Origin of the sequence: Paraglaciecola arctica BSs20135 (assembly GCF_000314995.1) — a bacterium.
GTDB lineage: Bacteria > Pseudomonadota > Gammaproteobacteria > Enterobacterales > Alteromonadaceae > Paraglaciecola > Paraglaciecola arctica.
Window position 1 is genome coordinate 81,741 of sequence record NZ_BAEO01000017.1, and the last position, 16,865, is coordinate 98,605.

The 16,865-nt window shown below is 39.9% G+C and carries 15 protein-coding genes and 1 pseudogene; 3 read left to right on the forward strand and 13 right to left on the reverse strand.

Translation table 11 applies throughout. The annotated features are described in order from the left end of the window. Positions 1–5 precede the first annotated feature (5 nt). From GARC_RS07125 to GARC_RS07155, 7 genes are all read right to left on the reverse strand, one after another. Positions 6–587 (reverse strand): pilus assembly PilX family protein, encoded by a 582-nt coding sequence (locus GARC_RS07125; protein ID WP_039988993.1) that lies wholly within the window; start codon positions 585–587, stop codon positions 6–8. Then, positions 584–1,441 (reverse strand): PilW family protein, encoded by an 858-nt coding sequence (locus GARC_RS07130; protein WP_007618313.1) that lies wholly within the window; start codon positions 1,439–1,441, stop codon positions 584–586. Before GARC_RS07130 ends, GARC_RS07125 begins: the two co-directional genes overlap by 4 nt. Further along, positions 1,438–2,076, reverse strand: a complete 639-nt coding sequence (locus tag GARC_RS07135) for a prepilin-type N-terminal cleavage/methylation domain-containing protein (RefSeq protein ID WP_007618315.1) — start codon at positions 2,074–2,076, stop codon at positions 1,438–1,440. Before GARC_RS07135 ends, GARC_RS07130 begins: the two co-directional genes overlap by 4 nt. A gap of 234 nt (positions 2,077–2,310) precedes the next feature. Further along, positions 2,311–2,880 (reverse strand): type IV pilus modification PilV family protein, encoded by a 570-nt coding sequence (locus tag GARC_RS07140; protein ID WP_007618317.1) that lies wholly within the window; start codon positions 2,878–2,880, stop codon positions 2,311–2,313. Positions 2,881–2,909: 29 nt separating this feature from the next. Beyond that, positions 2,910–4,037 (reverse strand): hypothetical protein, encoded by a 1,128-nt coding sequence (locus GARC_RS07145; protein WP_007618319.1) that lies wholly within the window; start codon positions 4,035–4,037, stop codon positions 2,910–2,912. Continuing rightward, positions 4,030–4,659 carry a hypothetical protein gene (locus GARC_RS07150; protein WP_007618321.1) on the reverse strand — a complete coding sequence of 210 codons (630 nt, stop codon included), beginning with the start codon at positions 4,657–4,659 and terminating at the stop codon, positions 4,030–4,032. Before GARC_RS07150 ends, GARC_RS07145 begins: the two co-directional genes overlap by 8 nt. Then, complete coding sequence (locus GARC_RS07155) at positions 4,653–5,171, reverse strand: pilus assembly FimT family protein (RefSeq protein WP_007618323.1); 519 nt, start codon at positions 5,169–5,171, stop codon at positions 4,653–4,655. Before GARC_RS07155 ends, GARC_RS07150 begins: the two co-directional genes overlap by 7 nt. Positions 5,172–5,272: 101 nt before the next feature. On the opposite strand from GARC_RS07155, the gene GARC_RS07160 reads away from it, so the two are divergent. Both GARC_RS07160 and GARC_RS07165 read left to right on the forward strand, forming a co-directional pair. Beyond that, on the forward strand, positions 5,273–5,689 hold the full coding sequence (locus tag GARC_RS07160) for a type IV pilin protein (protein WP_007618329.1): 417 nt from the start codon (positions 5,273–5,275) through the stop codon (positions 5,687–5,689). A 118-nt stretch (positions 5,690–5,807) separates the two neighbouring features. Next, positions 5,808–8,675 (forward strand): M16 family metallopeptidase, encoded by a 2,868-nt coding sequence (locus GARC_RS07165; RefSeq protein WP_007618331.1) that lies wholly within the window; start codon positions 5,808–5,810, stop codon positions 8,673–8,675. Positions 8,676–8,685: 10 nt separating this feature from the next. Here the strand turns inward: GARC_RS07165 and ispH are convergent, their stop codons facing one another. The 6 genes and pseudogenes from ispH to murJ all read right to left on the reverse strand — a co-directional run bounded on the left by ispH (position 8,686) and on the right by murJ (position 16,107). Continuing rightward, positions 8,686–9,633, reverse strand: coding sequence for a 4-hydroxy-3-methylbut-2-enyl diphosphate reductase (gene ispH / locus GARC_RS07170; RefSeq protein WP_007618332.1), 948 nt, complete (start codon positions 9,631–9,633; stop codon positions 8,686–8,688). Positions 9,634–9,653: 20 nt separating this feature from the next. Continuing rightward, positions 9,654–10,109 (reverse strand): FKBP-type peptidyl-prolyl cis-trans isomerase, encoded by a 456-nt coding sequence (fkpB, locus tag GARC_RS07175; protein ID WP_007618334.1) that lies wholly within the window; start codon positions 10,107–10,109, stop codon positions 9,654–9,656. Continuing rightward, positions 10,102–10,596, reverse strand: a complete 495-nt coding sequence (gene lspA, locus GARC_RS07180) for a signal peptidase II (RefSeq protein ID WP_007618336.1) — start codon at positions 10,594–10,596, stop codon at positions 10,102–10,104. Before lspA ends, fkpB begins: the two co-directional genes overlap by 8 nt. Then, the gene (gene ileS / locus GARC_RS07185) at positions 10,589–13,405 is read right to left on the reverse strand and encodes an isoleucine--tRNA ligase (RefSeq protein WP_007618338.1); all 2,817 of its coding nucleotides are present in this window, start codon (positions 13,403–13,405) and stop codon (positions 10,589–10,591) included. Before ileS ends, lspA begins: the two co-directional genes overlap by 8 nt. A gap of 41 nt (positions 13,406–13,446) precedes the next feature. Next, entirely contained in the window at positions 13,447–14,373 is a 927-nt protein-coding gene (gene ribF, locus GARC_RS07190) for a bifunctional riboflavin kinase/FAD synthetase (protein ID WP_007618339.1), read from the reverse strand. Between the two features lie 161 nt (positions 14,374–14,534). Continuing rightward, positions 14,535–16,107, reverse strand: a pseudogene (gene murJ / locus GARC_RS07195) (murein biosynthesis integral membrane protein MurJ). A gap of 235 nt (positions 16,108–16,342) precedes the next feature. Here murJ and rpsT point away from each other — a divergent pair. After that, positions 16,343–16,606: a 30S ribosomal protein S20 gene (gene rpsT / locus GARC_RS07200; RefSeq protein WP_007618345.1), complete on the forward strand. Its 264-nt coding sequence runs from the start codon at positions 16,343–16,345 to the stop codon at positions 16,604–16,606. Positions 16,607–16,865: the final 259 nt, after the last annotated feature.

The following is a 16,865-nucleotide window of genomic DNA, read 5'->3' on the forward strand; positions in this document are numbered from 1 at the left end:
ACCACTTATTGGGTTGCAGGTGCAAAAACTGAAGCATTAACTGAATTGGCTACCGCGTAATTACTATCGTCTAATTGCCCACATCCCCTAACAATAAAGATATGACAACTAATATTACTGCCACCGATAACATTGCTTGAGCCAACACAAGGTTGCTCACGCACAAAAGCGGCACGAGACCAACTTTTTACCACAGGTTTATCGGTATAATTACCCGCAGTGATATGTTGTGTGTTTTTTATCAGACCATTTTTGGTGAGTATTCTGTTGGTCCAAGCTTCATCTTCAAAACAACTCAGATCTTGAACATTCAAATCTAATAAGGTTCCGCCTCTGGCCGCAGACAAGGGATCATCTAAAACAGCGTTGCTCAGCAGTACTTCATCTTCAGATTCAAACATTACGCCTGCGATAGCAGATTCAGCGGCGTCAAATGAAAGAGAGCGCTTCTCCATGGATGTCGCCATTTTACTTTGCATTAAACTACTGGAAACTGATGACACGCCTAAAATCGTGAGACTCATCAGTATCAGCAAAGAAAATACCATGACCATTCCTGAATTTTTTTGTTTTGATAGATATTTCATATATTTCTACTTCGAGCGAAATTTTTGCTATTACGCAAAGTGATTGTTGTTTCAAATTGTTTATACAACCTTTTTTCAGAAGGCTGAATCGGATCTTCATTGAGCAGTTTAAATTGGGGCACTGGACTGATTAATACGTCAGAATCAGCTTTTAGTAATAATGCAATACGAATAGCGACAACCAATGCGCCAGCTGCTTTTTCAGCGTCTAAGGTGTCAGCATCTATAAATTTTACGGGTCTTGCCGAATTGTCTTGTGAAGCAATATTATCTGTAATGCCGTATTGAACTTGAAAACTCACTACGTCATCTAACAAAGTGTAAGCTGTATCGCCATCAACCTCAGCCTTCTGGCCACGTAATACTCTGCCATCAAATCCCCGACATTTTAAGGATGTACCATCTAAAAAATATTCGTTGACCACCATAAACTCTTCATTAACATATCCATGAGTGGCTCCTCGGCAATCGTTAGTGCCTTGCAGAACTACCATCAAAGTATCACTAGCAGTACCGACTCCTTCTATGGCACCTTTAGCTAAACCATTACTGAAATCGCCCACTACAGGGATTGGATTATTTTGAACAAAAGCGGCCTCAACAACGATATCAACATCTTTATTGAGTTCGGGACGTAACATGTCGTAGCGCCCGGTCATGATTAAATCGTTACGTAGCCTGGCAATAATAAAACGCCCATTTTCTTGAGCTGATGCAATTGACCGGTTTAATCGCTCGGTAGAATTATTACTAATCATCACCTGTACAACTGCTGCAGAAACGATAAGCCCTAGAGTTAGGGATATCATCAGTTCAATAAGACTAAACCCGCTTTGTTTATTATTAACATTCATAAAGTCACATCCACTGACACACAGTCATGGGGTAGCGTTTCATCAACATTACAATCAGCGTTCAAGGTGCGCTCAATATTTTGCCAATTTTCAACTGGCCAACTTAAAATAACAATATGCTTAGAACCAACACTGCAGGCGTCTGTATCGGCTGCATTATTATCCAATTCACAGGTTAAACTAATTTTTATTTCTGGATTGGCTGCTACGGCTGAACATGACACCTCGTAGCCATCAAAAACCGCAAGTTGAGCTGCAGTGCAGACGTTATCGTTGCAATTGGGAATAGAATTAGGGCGAGCCAAACAATAACAAGCATGGGGTAGACCAGTGGTACAGGTCATGCCAGAAAAGTTATACAAATCTTCGTCAAAATAATCATTATGCACAACTAAACCTTTACCTAGCGGTGAAAATACTGCGCTGGCTCGCAAACGTTCAGTTAATTGCTGTGCAACCAATACAGATTGAGAACGGCTTAAAGCCTCAGAGTTTGTAAATGAACCAACAAATTGTAAATATGCGACACCAAGCAACCCCACAGATAAAATGAACAAAGTGACTAACACTTCAATCATGCCAACACCCTGTTGATTATTTACATAGGATTTTTTGGGGTTGCTCTTCACAATCATTTCTCTCTCTAGTTGTAAAACATAGATGTTCGACTAACTGTCTAGATAAATCTATGATTAGTATGTTAGCTAAAAATACGAAGTAATAAGTTATTAGTACCGGGATAAAGGTATATATTTTGATTTGATTAACATAAAATATTGCAATAAATGCTTTTAAAACAACTAACTATAACTTAGTTTAATTGTGTACAGCATAGTACATGTTGAATAAATAGATTTGTTTTTCGAATGTTATGGCGCGGCGAGAGAACTTGAAGAACGATATTTAGTTTGAAAGCTTTGACTTTGCGCAATAGGTGCAATACTTCCAAACATATCAATTTGTTTACTGTCGCCATTTATATCGAGCCAAGTAACTATAATGTGAACGCTTTTTAAATTGACATTTCGAGGTAAATTCACTGGAAAAAAAGGGTCCCCGACTTTCGCCCAGTGATCAGCAATGCCATCAAAATTGCTGTCCACATAATACAAGTCTTCAACCTGCCACTGGGTGTCAAATGTTTGCAAATTCAACTCTGAAGACACAATTATGTCTCGTTCTCCTGCAGGGATACTTCCTCCCAAATTATTGGCAATATTCTGATACGACGCAACGCCTTGTACATGGTTTAGGTGTTGAAAATACGCTAAATCAGTTAATTTTTCTTGGGCAAGGAGTAGAGCCAAACCACGCAAATTCAGCTTAGTATCGGCGACTACATATTCACTTTGCAAGGTTACATAACCCGTAACACCCAACATTATGATGAGTGAAGCTATTGACACCTCAATAAGAGAAAATCCTTTTTCTTTAGACATTTAAGTTTCCTTTTATAGATTGGTATTATCTAAAAATCATGCCAACTACCGGGCACTCTAGCAACTCTTTGCAATTTTTTGCTGTTTTGTAATTGTTGTAAGACATTGGCTTGAAACACCACACGAGTTAAATCACCTGTTGTACCTAACTGATAATTTGCAACTACAGCACCAAACACGGCACTATCAGTTTGCATATTAATATCCAGATCCTTGATTGAGCCTACAGGTTTAAATGAAAACAACAGACCATACATAACCACATCGCTATGAAACTCTACTTTGCCATCAAAAATAACTAAAATAATAGGTTCTGAGGCAGTTGCTATTTGTGTACTGGCACTCACATCACAATCACCATTAACCCAAATCACTCCCCAACTGCCAATATCTAAGGTGTCACAGTCTGCCAGTACAAAGTCGGATTGGTGTTGTAATTGAATCCATTCAGCTGAAGGAATGTTAAACAGATAACTGACTAAATCTGCGGGAAATGAAGCAGAACTATCGGCAATGTCAGACTGTTTTATGCTGTGATCAGAATAACTATCAGTACTACAATCCCCTTGGTTAAACACACTTAATATACAACTATGATGACTAGTACCAGACAATGTAATCACAGCATCTGACCATAAAGATAATGGAGCTGCTGCGCCTAATCCATCTGGGTTGGTAACAACCTCAAATTCACCAGCACTACTAAATCCATGCTGAACTATTAACGGAGCAGTAGGAGGATTGACCAAAATGGGATAAACCAGTGATTGTTCTATTACAGTGGCTTTAGCTAAACCATCGGCAGATCTTCCGCTAGCATTCATAGTGACAAGTTTACGGTTACCCAGTAAATCTTCACTAATGGCAGAAATATTAAAGGTGCTGCTGTCATCTAAATTGCCCACTACTTCAACACCGGGCCACTCTTTGTTTACATTAAGTATCGCCAAACCTTGATTCAACCCAGCCTGTGCTGATGCCTGAGCCCATTTTTGGTTTTGGGTATTAAGCATAATTTGATGTTCAAAGGATTGAATTTTACCCGTATAAAGCGTGACTAACGTCACCATAATAAGTAACAGAACCACAGTTAGTAAAATTGCAGCGCCCTGCTGTTTTAGGTTGCGGGAGGAACCTACGGGCAGTAACTTATTCATAGTTTTCTATCAAAACGCTAGTGTTGATACTGCGTGAAATATCATGATGTTTTTTAAGACGAGCTTGTAATTCAATATTGACCCGTGTTTGGGTGATTTGCTGTACTGTTGTTTGTTCAAAACTAAATTTTAGTGCCATGACTTGAACAACCTTTGGATCCGTTAAATCATGCCACCCAGACTCATCGCATGCAGCGCCATCCAAACGAATTTCAACAGCCTTGTCTTTCAAGCGATAGCCATAATTTTCATTTGAAGGGGCGGTATCCAATACACCGTTTTTATTGCGGTCGTATGCAAAATTGATACAACTATTAGCCGGCTCAGTTGCAAAAGCCGCGATACTCAAACTGTGATCAAAAGGGTTCGATAAAGTGGTTGGATTTTTAACAACTTCGTCAATATGCCCATAGTAGCCTGTTCGTTTAAGATCATGACTGATAACAGCTACTACGGCATTAATTTCTTCGTCTAATCTAGACTTTGCAAGTAAGCTTGAGTTTAACGCGATACCATGTCCCACTAAGGATGCCATTGCTGTGATGGAAGCGAGTCCTAGAGCCATAGAAATCATCAACTCGACCAAACTATTGCCATGGTGTTTTATGGGCGAAACTAACATGACTCGTATCCCCCGAAACTAAAATCAACTGCACAAATTCTAACTCGTCCCATGTTACTCAAAATCAATTTAAGTTGTTTATCTCCATCAGTGAAAATCACTGAACCAGCATGTCCGATAGCCAAGCCTCTGTTTGCATCAAACACGGCAACACTGTCTACTCCGAATCTAACATTGTCGATACTGACAAATCGATAGTCAGCAAAATCCACCTTGTATTCCACCCCGTTAATGGTGCACTCATTGGCGACAGTACAATCACAGACACCAGTGTCACTCAGTGCAGCACACCAGTTATTACCTGAGTGGATCGCAACCGATACGTCTATACTTTGGGTTATTGCAGCAACTCGAGCTTGTTGGAAAGCAAAATAACTACTTTCGACAGCCCCTTTTAATTGCATGTTTTTTTGTATTGAGTTAATTGCTGGGGAGCCAATCGACACCACAAGTACAAGAATTGAGATGGTAATGAGCAACTCTAGAAGTGTTAAACCAGAAAGGTTATGCATATTAGTATCCTTACTTAGCGCCAATTTGAAATTGACCTATAATCTAATCCCTTACACAAAATATAGTTCAGTTTAGTTAAAACGCATAAAAAGGAATGAATATGCCGCTACAAAACAAGGAAAATAACAGTCAAAATCACTTTGAATTCTGCACACAACTCGGAATGACACTACTTGAACTTATGGTGGTTGTAATAATAATAGGGGTGTTGGCGACACTCATATTTCCATCTTTTGAACAACAAATATTGGCAGCAAGACGAGGGGATGGTATCACCCAATTACTGCGACTAAAAATACAACAAGAAGCCTTCCGTATAGAAAATAGTAGCTATGCAGAAACTGCACAGCTTGGTCTACCAGTTAGTGAATATTATGCTTTTATTGTAACTAACGTATCAGCCACAACTTATACCATTACCGCCAAGGCAAAGGGCAGTCAATTGGACGATGTAAAATGTTTAACTATGCAGATAAATCAATCTCTAAATAAAACCCCAGCTCATTGTTTTTTATAAGTGTTATTCCTAAATCACCTGAAATGTGTTTTTTAGTTGGCTTGGGGGGTCATCAAGCTTTTTTCTTAATTTCCCAGTATGGTATGGTTTTGCTTAATTTAAATCACTAGGTTGCAGTATGCCAAACAAAGGCTTGTTTTACGTTTTCTTGATTGGGATTGTTCTAATTTGTATTGGTTGTAATACAACTTTAAATAACAGCGTATCTCCCCCCCAAATTATTAGCCATGCAGTTCCTGATTTCAGTGGTGATCTTCCTATTTCACCGCGTGTTATTAAAGGCCAATTAGACAATGGTATCAATTATCTAATTAGGCAAAATAACACTCCAGAGAAACGTGCTGAAATACGTTTAATTGTTAAAGCGGGATCTATTTTAGAAGACGAAAATCAACAAGGATTCGCCCATTTTGTAGAACACATGGCCTTTAATGGTACAGAAGACTTCGAGAAACAAGAAATAGTTGAGTATGTAGAATCCATAGGTATGAAATTTGGAGCCCACCTTAATGCATATACAAGTTTTGATGAAACTGTATACAAACTACAACTCCCTAGTGACAAAGACAGCATCTTAGAAAAAGGTATACATATACTAGAAAATTGGGCTCACAAAATTAAATTCGATGGGCTAGAAATAGACAAAGAAAGAGGAGTCGTACTAGAAGAAATGCGGGCACGACAAGGTGCAGGCTGGCGCATATTCAATAAACAACTACCTATTATTTACCAAGGTTCTCAATATGCACTGCGGCTCCCCATAGGTAACAAAGAAATTCTTGAGCAGGGTAAACATCAAGATCTGCTGCGCTTTTACAAAGATTGGTATCGTCCAGAACTCATGTCGTTGGTCGCAGTAGGTGATTTTGATCCGCAGCAAATACAAAAATTATTTGAAAAATACTTTAGTTCGATTGAGGTAACCACCCAAGGTCAAAAACACAAACCTGTCTATAACATTCCAAATAACCCAACGCCTCTAGTCAGCATAGAGACGGATCCAGAGCTCACCAGAACGACAGTTGAAATTCAAATAAAACAAGATCTTGTAACGCCTGTCACCTACTCTCAATATTACCAAACATTAGTCGCGCAACTTTTTATCAATATGCTAAACGGCCGGTTTGGGGAGGCAACCCTTCTTCCTCAAGCTCCCGTAATTGGAGCCGGTAGTAGTTTCGGTGCCTTTAGAGCTGATAAAAGTGTGTTTACGCTTGCGGCAACGGCAAAACCGACAAAAAGTAAGGAAGTCGTCGCTTTTCTGTTAACCGAGTTAAACCGGATTATGAAACATGGATTTACCCAATCGGAACTTGATCGTTACAAACAAAGTTTATTGAGCAAACTAGATAATGCCGCTAAAGAAATCGATACCACCCAATCATCTAGATTGGCAAACGAGTACGTACGCCATTTTGTTAGAGGTGACAGCATTGCCGGGATCGATCATTATCTTGCGATAGGTGAAAATTTTCTGCCGCTAATCACATTAGATGAAGTCAATGCATTAGGGAAAACTTGGTTTACTCCCCATAATAGGATCATAAAAATATCAGCGCCTGAATCAGACAAATCCAGCCTCCCCACTAAAGTTGAGCTACTTACTTTGATAGAGCATGTGACTCAGCAACAAGTTACTGCTTATCAAGATAGCCAGGTTATACAGCAACTGATGTCTGAAAAGCCCGAAGCTGGCTCGATAATAAGTAAAGTCTACGACGACAAGCTTGATAGCCATGTTTGGATCTTAAGTAACGGTGCGAAGGTAGTATTAAAACAAACAGACTTTAAACAGGATGAGATCCAGTTTGCGGCAAGGGCCAAAGGCGGATATTCACTACTAGAGCCACAGATGATGTTTAAAACTATCATGGCTGCAAATATTGTCGAAATGTCGGGCATAGCGAATTACCCCCTAGCAGACATAGCCAAGTTTTCAAAAGGTAAACAGTTTTGGGTAAGAACAACAATAAATAATGACAATCAATCCATTAGTGGCGGCAGTTCAGTCAAAGACATTGAACACTTTATGCAAATGTTACATTTAAAGTTTGTTGCGCCGCGCAAAGATAAAGCTGCATTTGACTCATACATATCTCGAGTAGAATCATCCATCCATGATAGATTTAACAGCCCCCAAGGTGTTTTTTCAGAAACAATAAGATTACTGCAATACAGTCAAAATCCAAGATCTATAAAATTTGATGCCGATATTGTCAAAAACCAAGATTTGGATAAATCCTATCGTTTTTACCAACAACGTTTTTCAAATGCGGCCAATTTTAATTTTATATTTGTGGGTAATATCAACTTACAACAAATGGAAAAATTGTTAAGCCGCTACATTGCAAGTCTTCCCAGCGATTCTAAAAATGAACAGCGGATATTGCATGACAACCTAAGAACAAAAGGAAAATTAACAGTAAAAGTCGAAAAAGGCTTAGTTCCAAAAGCGACTGTACGACTTAACTTTTATGGTGATTCACCTTGGTCACATAAGAGCCAAATGCATTTAAATGCCTTAGAATATGTACTAGGTAGTATTTTACGGGAACGTATCAGAGAAGAAAAAAGTGGCGTATATGGCATTAACGTTAAAAGCGCGTTTTCAAGATTACATAATCAATATTCCACCAATATATCTTTTAGCTGCGACCCCATAAGAGTAGAAGAACTAGTAGCTGAGATACATAAGGTAATAAACTCACTAAAAGTCAATCAGACTGAAGACAAGTATGTAGATAACTACATCGCACAAAAGTTAAAAAGCAGAGAAGTAAAATTAACAACCAACTCTTTTTGGAAACATTACTTACAATGGGATGCCGAAGATGATTACCAACAACTCGGCTTAAATGAGTTTGTTTCCTTAGTAGAGAGTATCGATAAGTTGGTCGTCAAAGATGCAGCCAATAGCTATCTCAATATCGAAGATAGTTTAACAGCCATACTGCTTCCGAATTCATCTAAAGCTAGTGCAGAATAAACGAGTGATATTACGAAGATATATTCTTAATCCGCAACTCTTTAGGTACGGCGAATTCGATATTTTCTTCTCGGCCGGCTCTTTCAATGGCAGCCGAAGCCCCCCACTCTATTAAGCGATTTACTACTCCTTGTACCAATATCTCTGGTGCAGATGCGCCAGCTGTGACACCAATATTTTTTGCGTTTTTAAGCCATGATTGCTGAATACAGTTTGCGTCTGCAATTAAATAAGCGGTGGCACCAATTTTTTCAGCTAATTCTCTAAGTCGATTAGAGTTGGAACTATTTTGTGCGCCTACAACTAACAATAAATCACAATCAGAAGACAATTCTCTGACTGAGTCTTGGCGATTTTGGGTGGCGTAACAAATATCGTCTTTACGGGGCCCCTCGATAGCAGGAAATTGTAGTCTTAATGCATCAATTACATCAGCAGTATCATCTACCGATAAGGTTGTCTGGCTACAATAATAAAGTTGAGACGGGTCTTTAACTGCCAACGATGCCACATCTTCAACTGATTCCACCAAATAAATACCACCCTTAGCATTATCGTATTGCCCCATAGTCCCCTCCACCTCAGGGTGACCATGATGTCCAATTAAAATACATTCAGTACCTTTCTTACTGGCACGCATCACTTCCATATGAACTTTAGTGACTAATGGACAGGTAGCATCAAAAACCTTTAAACCACGGGAGTCAGCTTCCGTTCGCACAGCTTGAGATACACCATGAGCAGAAAAAATAACTATGCTGTCATCAGGTACTTCTGATAATTCATCTACAAATACTGCCCCGCGCTCTTTGAGCCCGTCTACTACAAATTTATTATGCACCACCTCATGACGCACAAAAATAGGAGCTGGAAACATTTCCAAAGCGCGCTCAACAATAATAATCGCACGGTCAACTCCGGCACAAAAACCTCGTGGATTAGCAAGATGAATCTGCATATTTCTTCCTTTCAACCAATCTAGTTAACTGACAGTATTTCTACGTCAAATGTAATCACTTGTCCTGCTAATGGATGATTAAAATCTACTGTCACCGAATCCCCCGTTACTTCGCGCACTATGCCAGGTAATTCTGTGCCATCAGGTTGAGTAAACGCGATAATCATGCCCTCTTCGGCAGGGGTTTCTGCATTAAATTTACTACGTTCAAGATGGTGCAAATTATCAGGATTTGGCATACCAAATGCTTCATCAGGTTCTAATGTAAATGACTTTTTGTCACCTGTTTGCAAACCTAATAAACAATCTTCAAAACTGAGGGTAAGACTGCCATCACCCATTACTAACTTAGCTGGTTTGTTATTCACTCTAGTACTGTCCGCGGCAGAACCATCAGCTAACTTCAAATCAAAGTGTAATACCACTTCACTACCTTGCTTTATCAGTTTGCTTTCGCTTTGCTCTAACTCAGGCATGTTTTTCCTCTTTATTTTTAAACATATCGACTATCAACAAAACCGCACCTATACATATGGCACTGTCTGCCACGTTAAATGCTGGCCAATACCAATCTTGATAATACAACACTAAAAAATCAATTACGTAACCATGGACTAATCGATCAAAGGCATTGCCAATGGCACCGCCTATGATAAGGCTAAAAGCCACGGGTAAAATCACCTGTTTTGTGGTGGTTTGTTTTAACCACCACAACACCAAAGCACTCACCACAAAGGCAATAACTGTAAAAAACCAGCGCTGCCAGCCACCAGCATCATGTAAAAAACTAAATGCAGCGCCATAGTTATATACATGAGTAAGATTAAAAAACGGCAATATTTGGATAGCTTGATAGAGTTCAATATTCTCTAGCACTAAAGCTTTAGTGTATTGATCTGCCGCTAAGACCAATACAGACAACCATAAAAATCGCCATCCTGTTTGCGTAAATAGTTTAAGCATAGGCGCGTTTCTCGCCCTCACCTTCAACATTATCCACACAACGATCGCAGAGCTCTGGATGAGCAGCATGATTACCTATATCTTCACGGTGATGCCAACAGCGACTACATTTTTGCGCGCTTGAAACCGACACAAGCACCGACAACCCAGGCACTTCCGTCTTAACAGCATCTGCTGGTACATCATTGCTTTCAATCACTTTAGCCGCAGAAGTGATCAACACAAAGCGCAACTCATCTTCAAGTTTGCTAAGTAAGTTAAACAAATCATTGTTAACGTATAAGGTAACTTCTGCTTGCAGCGAACCTTTGATTTTGCCGTCTTTACGGGTTATTTCAATACAGCGATTTACTTCATTTTTAACCGCTAATATTTGTTGCCAAAAATCGTTGTTAAAATCACCAGATAAATTTACTTCACCTAAACCGTCATACCATTTACCGGTAAAAACAAATTCATCCTGTTGCCAAGGCATTTCTTGCCATAATTCTTGAGCGGTAAAACTCGTAATTGGTGCCATCCAGCGAACTAATGCTTCAATAATATGATACAGCGCACTTTGACAAGAGCGTCGAGCATGGCTTTCACCTTTTGCGGTATATTGTCTGTCTTTGATGATATCCAGATAAAAACTACCCAACTCAATAGAGCAGAACTGCATTAATTTTTGCGACACAACCAACATATCGTATTTTTCATAGGCGTCGATGATTTCTTGTTGGATACTACTAGCCCGTCCTACAACCCATTTATCTAGTTCCACCATATCGTCGATGGCAACCAGATCTTTACTAGGATCAAAACCATTAAGATTGGCTAATAAAAAGCGCGAAGTATTACGAATGCGTCGATACGCATCAGCAGAACGATTAAGTATTTCATCCGATACAGCTATCTCACTACGATAGTCAGTAGATGCCACCCATAGACGTAAAATGTCTGCGCCTAATTTTCCAGTAACTTGCTGAGGGGCGATAGTATTACCCAAAGATTTTGACATCTTTTTGCCGTCACCATCTACGGTAAAACCGTGGGTCAGAACTTGTTTGTAAGGTGCATGGCCGGTTGTGGCAACTGAAGTCATTAAAGACGACATAAACCATCCACGATGTTGGTCAGAACCTTCTAAGTACAAGTCAGCTGACGCAGGAATATCATCACGTTGGTCTACGACAAAATAGTGCGTTACACCTGAGTCAAACCATACATCCAAGGTATCGGGCACTTTGACAAAGGTTTCGGCATCTTCGCCTAATAGTGATTCTGGTTCCACATCCCACCAAGCTTGAATGCCTTTTTGTTCCACCAGCTCGGCTACTTGCTCCAATAATTCATCGGTGCGTGGATGCAATTCACCGGTATCTTTATGTACAAAAAGTGCAATAGGAACGCCCCAAGTGCGCTGACGGGAAATACACCAATCAGGTCGTCCGGCAACCATAGTTTCAATGCGACTTTCGCCCCATTCAGGGATCCACTGGGTATTATGAATTTCTTTTATCGACGCTTCACGTAAGCCATTTTTATCCATACTGATAAACCACTGCGGCGTAGCACGGAAGATAAGAGGCGTTTTATGTCTCCAGCAATGAGGGTAGCTATGGTTATAGGCATGGTGATGTAATAAAGCGCCATGCTCTTTTAATACTTCAACCACATGGTCATTGGCTTTAAATACGTGTTCACCAGCAAACAACTCGGTGCCTTCTAAAAACACACCATTTGCGCCAACAGGATTAGCAACTTCCAAGTTGTAGTTTTTGCCTACATTAAAATCGTCGACACCATGACCTGGAGCAGTATGCACACAACCAGTACCGGCATCGGTAGTGACATGATCACCTAAAATTAACGGTACTTGTGTATCGTAAAAAGCATGATGTAATGCTTGATTTTCTAAATCTTGGCCTTTACACACACCTAAGGTTTGATAATCTTCAAAGCCAAAACGCTGCATACACTCGTCTATCAACTCGGTCGCTAGAACTAAACATTCTTGACCTTTCTCGCTGCGCACTTGTACCAAACTATATTCAAGTGTGGGATGCACACAGACCGCACGATTAGCGGGTAAGGTCCAAGGTGTAGTTGTCCAAATAGCAACAGATATATCATTTGTAGTGGTAGCAGAAAAACATGCAGCAAACGCAGCTGCGTCCACGACCTTAAAACGCACATCGATTGAGGGAGAATTTTTGTCTTGATATTCCACTTCGGCTTCCGCCAAAGCTGAACCACAGTCTGTACACCAATGTACTGGTTTAAAGCCTTTTTCAAGATGTCCTGAACGCACTACAAGACCGAATTCACGAATAATATTGGCTTCTGATTTAAAATCCATTGTTTTGTATGGATTATCCCATTCACCCAAAATACCTAAACGGATAAAATCGGCTTTTTGACCAACAATTTGTTTCTCGGCATAGTCTCGGCACTTTTGCCTAAATTCAGCAGCAGTGACTTTTTTACCTGGTTTACCGACTTTTTTCTCGACCATTAATTCAATTGGCAGACCGTGACAATCCCAGCCTGGGATGTAGGGCGCGTCAAAATCAGATAAGGTTTTAGACTTAACAATAATGTCTTTAAGAATTTTATTAACCGCATGACCAATATGAATATCACCATTTGCATAAGGAGGGCCATCATGCAAAATAAAAGGCGTATGGCCTTTTTTGGCTTCACGAATTTTCTGATAGAGCTTTTTCTGTGTCCACTGCTCAAGCATTTTTGGCTCACGTTGAGCTAAGCTGCCACGCATGGGGAACTCGGTTTCAGGCAAATTCAAGGTATGTTTATAATCACTCATTGCTGGTTAAATCCAAATTGGTCAATTGTTACAGTAAAATATTAAGAGGCGCTTAGCAGTGTTTTTGCCACTAACGCATCTTTTTGTATTTGTTGATGAAGTAACTCAAAAGAGTCGAACTTCATTTCCTCTCTGATTTTACTTACTAAGGCCACAGAAATAAATTGGCCATATAAATCATCATTAAAATCAAACAGATGTACTTCTAATTGTGAACGCTGACCGTTCACTGTAGGCCGATGGCCAATATTCGCCACGCCTGGATAACGTCTATCAGCCACTGTAACTGTGACGGCAAATACCCCATTTACTGGAGCCTTACAGCGTTTTAATAAAACATTAGCAGTAGGGAAACCAATAGTTCTGCCTCTCTTATCGCCATGTAAAACTTTGCCAGCTATGGTAAAGGGGCGACCTAACATCTGCTGGGCAAGGTCAAAATCATTATTGCTTAGTGCATCACGAACTGCAGTTGAGCTAATGCGACATTCTTCGAGGCGAAAACTCTGGGTGCTGACCACGTCAAATTGACATTTTTCGCCTTCTTCTACAAGGGTAGCAAAATCACCAACTCTCCCTTTACCAAAACGAAAATCATCGCCTACGACCAAAAATTTAATACCTAGTTTATCGACTAACAATCCTTCAATAAAATCAGTGGCACTAAAAGCAGCAAAATGTCGGTCAAATTTCACGCACAACAAACGATCAACACCTAAGGCTTTCAATTGCGTATATTTATCACGAAGTAAACTTAATCGAGCAGGTGCCAGCTCAGGGGTAAACAACTCTTCAGGTTGTGGTTCAAACACCATCACAGTAGAAGGCAGCCCCAATTTTTTAGCTTTTTCAATGACTTGGCTTAGTACAGCTTGATGCCCTAAATGCACCCCGTCAAACTTGCCTATTGTTAATACACAGCCGCGATGTTTGTCACGAATATTATGTAGGCCACGGATCAGTTCCACATCACTCTCTTTAAGCTCAAAGGCTTGCTTTAAAAGCCCAAAGGCTCATTAAAAATCAATCAAAGGCGCGGATTATAACTGACTATAGGACGATTGAAAGCAGTAACCTTAAGGAAAGTGCATTTTTAAGCTAAGGCACGCCTTATTAGCATTAGGAGCTATTATTTTGTGACAACCTTCGATGCTGAAAAAGTCCTTTTTCTAACGCCCAATACTAAAAGACTCATAGCAAAAACGGCTGCCCCAATTACAATTAGTTTTGCTAACTCAAAAATTTTATCTATTAACGTAAAATCAACCCAAGAGGCGGATATTGGGTTAAGCAATAAAAATAACTATACCCATCAAGGCACTAGAAACCACAATTTTAATAATTAGATTAATTGTCTGTGTTGAGGCAATGTAAACCCCTCGCTTGTGCAAAGTACCGTAGAGTAATAAAGCATTCATTAAGGCTGAAAGAGAGGTTGCCATGGCCAAACCTACATAATCAAATGGCCAAACTAAAATCAAGTTAAACAGCATATTTGCCGCCATACACCAAATCCCGAATTTAACTGGAGTCTTGATGTCTTGCTTTGAGTAAAAGCCAGGCGCTAACACTTTAACTAACATGAAACTCAATAAACCAAATGAGTATGCCATCAAACTGTGAGAGGCATATATTGCATCTTGAGGGGTAAATTCACCGCGCTGAAATATGGTCAATAACATAGGCTCTGCCAGCATAAACATGCCTGTTGCAGCGGGAATACCCAAGAAACAAACCATTTTCACAGCCCAGTCGATATTAGCGCTAAACGCCTTGTCATCCTTAGATACATGATTGTGCGACAAGGTTGGCAGAATAACGGTCGCTATAGCTATGCCAAATAATCCCAGCGGAAATTCTAATAAACGGTCAGAATAATACAGCCATGCTATCGAGCCTGTCCCTAGAAAACTGGCGATAACAGTATCAAACAACAAATTAAGTTGCCCCACAGAAACACCAAAAAGCGCGGGGATAATCAAGGTACGCACTTTGACAATATCAGGGTCCGACCATCCCCATTTGGGTTTAACTAACAATCCAGCTTTGAATAAAAATGGTAATAAGAAAAGTAACTGAAAAAGCCCACCTAAAAAAACACCCCAGGCTAAGGCGAAAGCCGGTTCGTCAAACCTTGGTGCAAGATATATTGCGCAACTTATGATGGCGACATTCAGCAGTACTGGAGTAAAAGCGGCTACAGCAAACTTATTCAAAGTATTCAGGATGGCACCGGCTAAACCGGTTAAAGAGACAAATAACAAATAGGGAAAGGTTATTTTTAGCATTAATGACGTCAGTTCAAATTTTTCGCCGCTAGGTTGATCGTTTATATAATCTACAAACCAGCCCATACCAAAAAGTGCTGCCAATATTGGCGAGCCGACTACCCCAACTATGGTCACTATTGTGACTATGAAACCTAAGGTGCCACTGACTTTGGCAATAAATTGCTTTAAGTGCTGTTCGTCACCTTCATGCTTAACATCAGCTAAAACAGGTATAAATGCTTGAGCAAAAGCCCCTTCTGCAAATAGACGTCGCAAAAAGTTAGGAATTTTATTGGCTAAGAAAAACACATCCGCATTGGCACCTGCGCCCATTAAGTTAGCAATAACGGCATCCCTTACCAATCCCAAAATGCGTGAGATAAATGTCATGGAGCTGACAATCATGCCTGATTTAAATAACTTACCTGACACCCATTTATCCCTAACCGACAAAAGCGCTATTATGCGCGAACAGCAGACAAATAGTCTAATAATTCAATCATGCTTAGAACAACTAATTTATGTCCGCAAAGCGACTTGAATTAATGAAACTAAAAACAATCCATTATTTGCTTACTAAATCCACATTATTGATTGACATAAACAGACTTGATCTTCATAATCCGCACCCTTGAATTTTGACTAGAATTTTTTTGGGAGTTCCAACTTGGCTAACATCAAGTCTGCTAAGAAACGTGCTATACAAGCGGAGAAGCGTCGTCAACACAACGCTAGCCGTCGCTCTATGACACGTACATCTTTGAAAAAAGTACTTTCTGCTATCGCCTCTGGTGATAAAGAAGCTGCTCAAGCTGCATACACTGCAGCAACACCTCTACTTGACCGTATGGCAACGAAAGGTTTGATACATAAAAATAAGGCAGCTCGTCATAAGAGCCGTCTTGCAGCACAAATTAAAGCTTTAGCTTAAATTTGTACTGATTCAAAAAAAGCGCCGGTGGCGCTTTTTTTATATCTAAAAATTGAGTCAATACCATTCCATCTTAATTACTTCCCTCTGTGTTCTCTGTGATGAATTAGCGCTAAAAGCAAAAAATATTGAACCACGGAGGACACAGAGAGCACAGAGGAAAAGAAAGTTAAAACCAGTTAAGTGAATGATTAAGCATTTAACTCACTTTTATCTTAACAATCTAATCGCTTTTCTCTGTGTAGCGAAACGCTCTGTG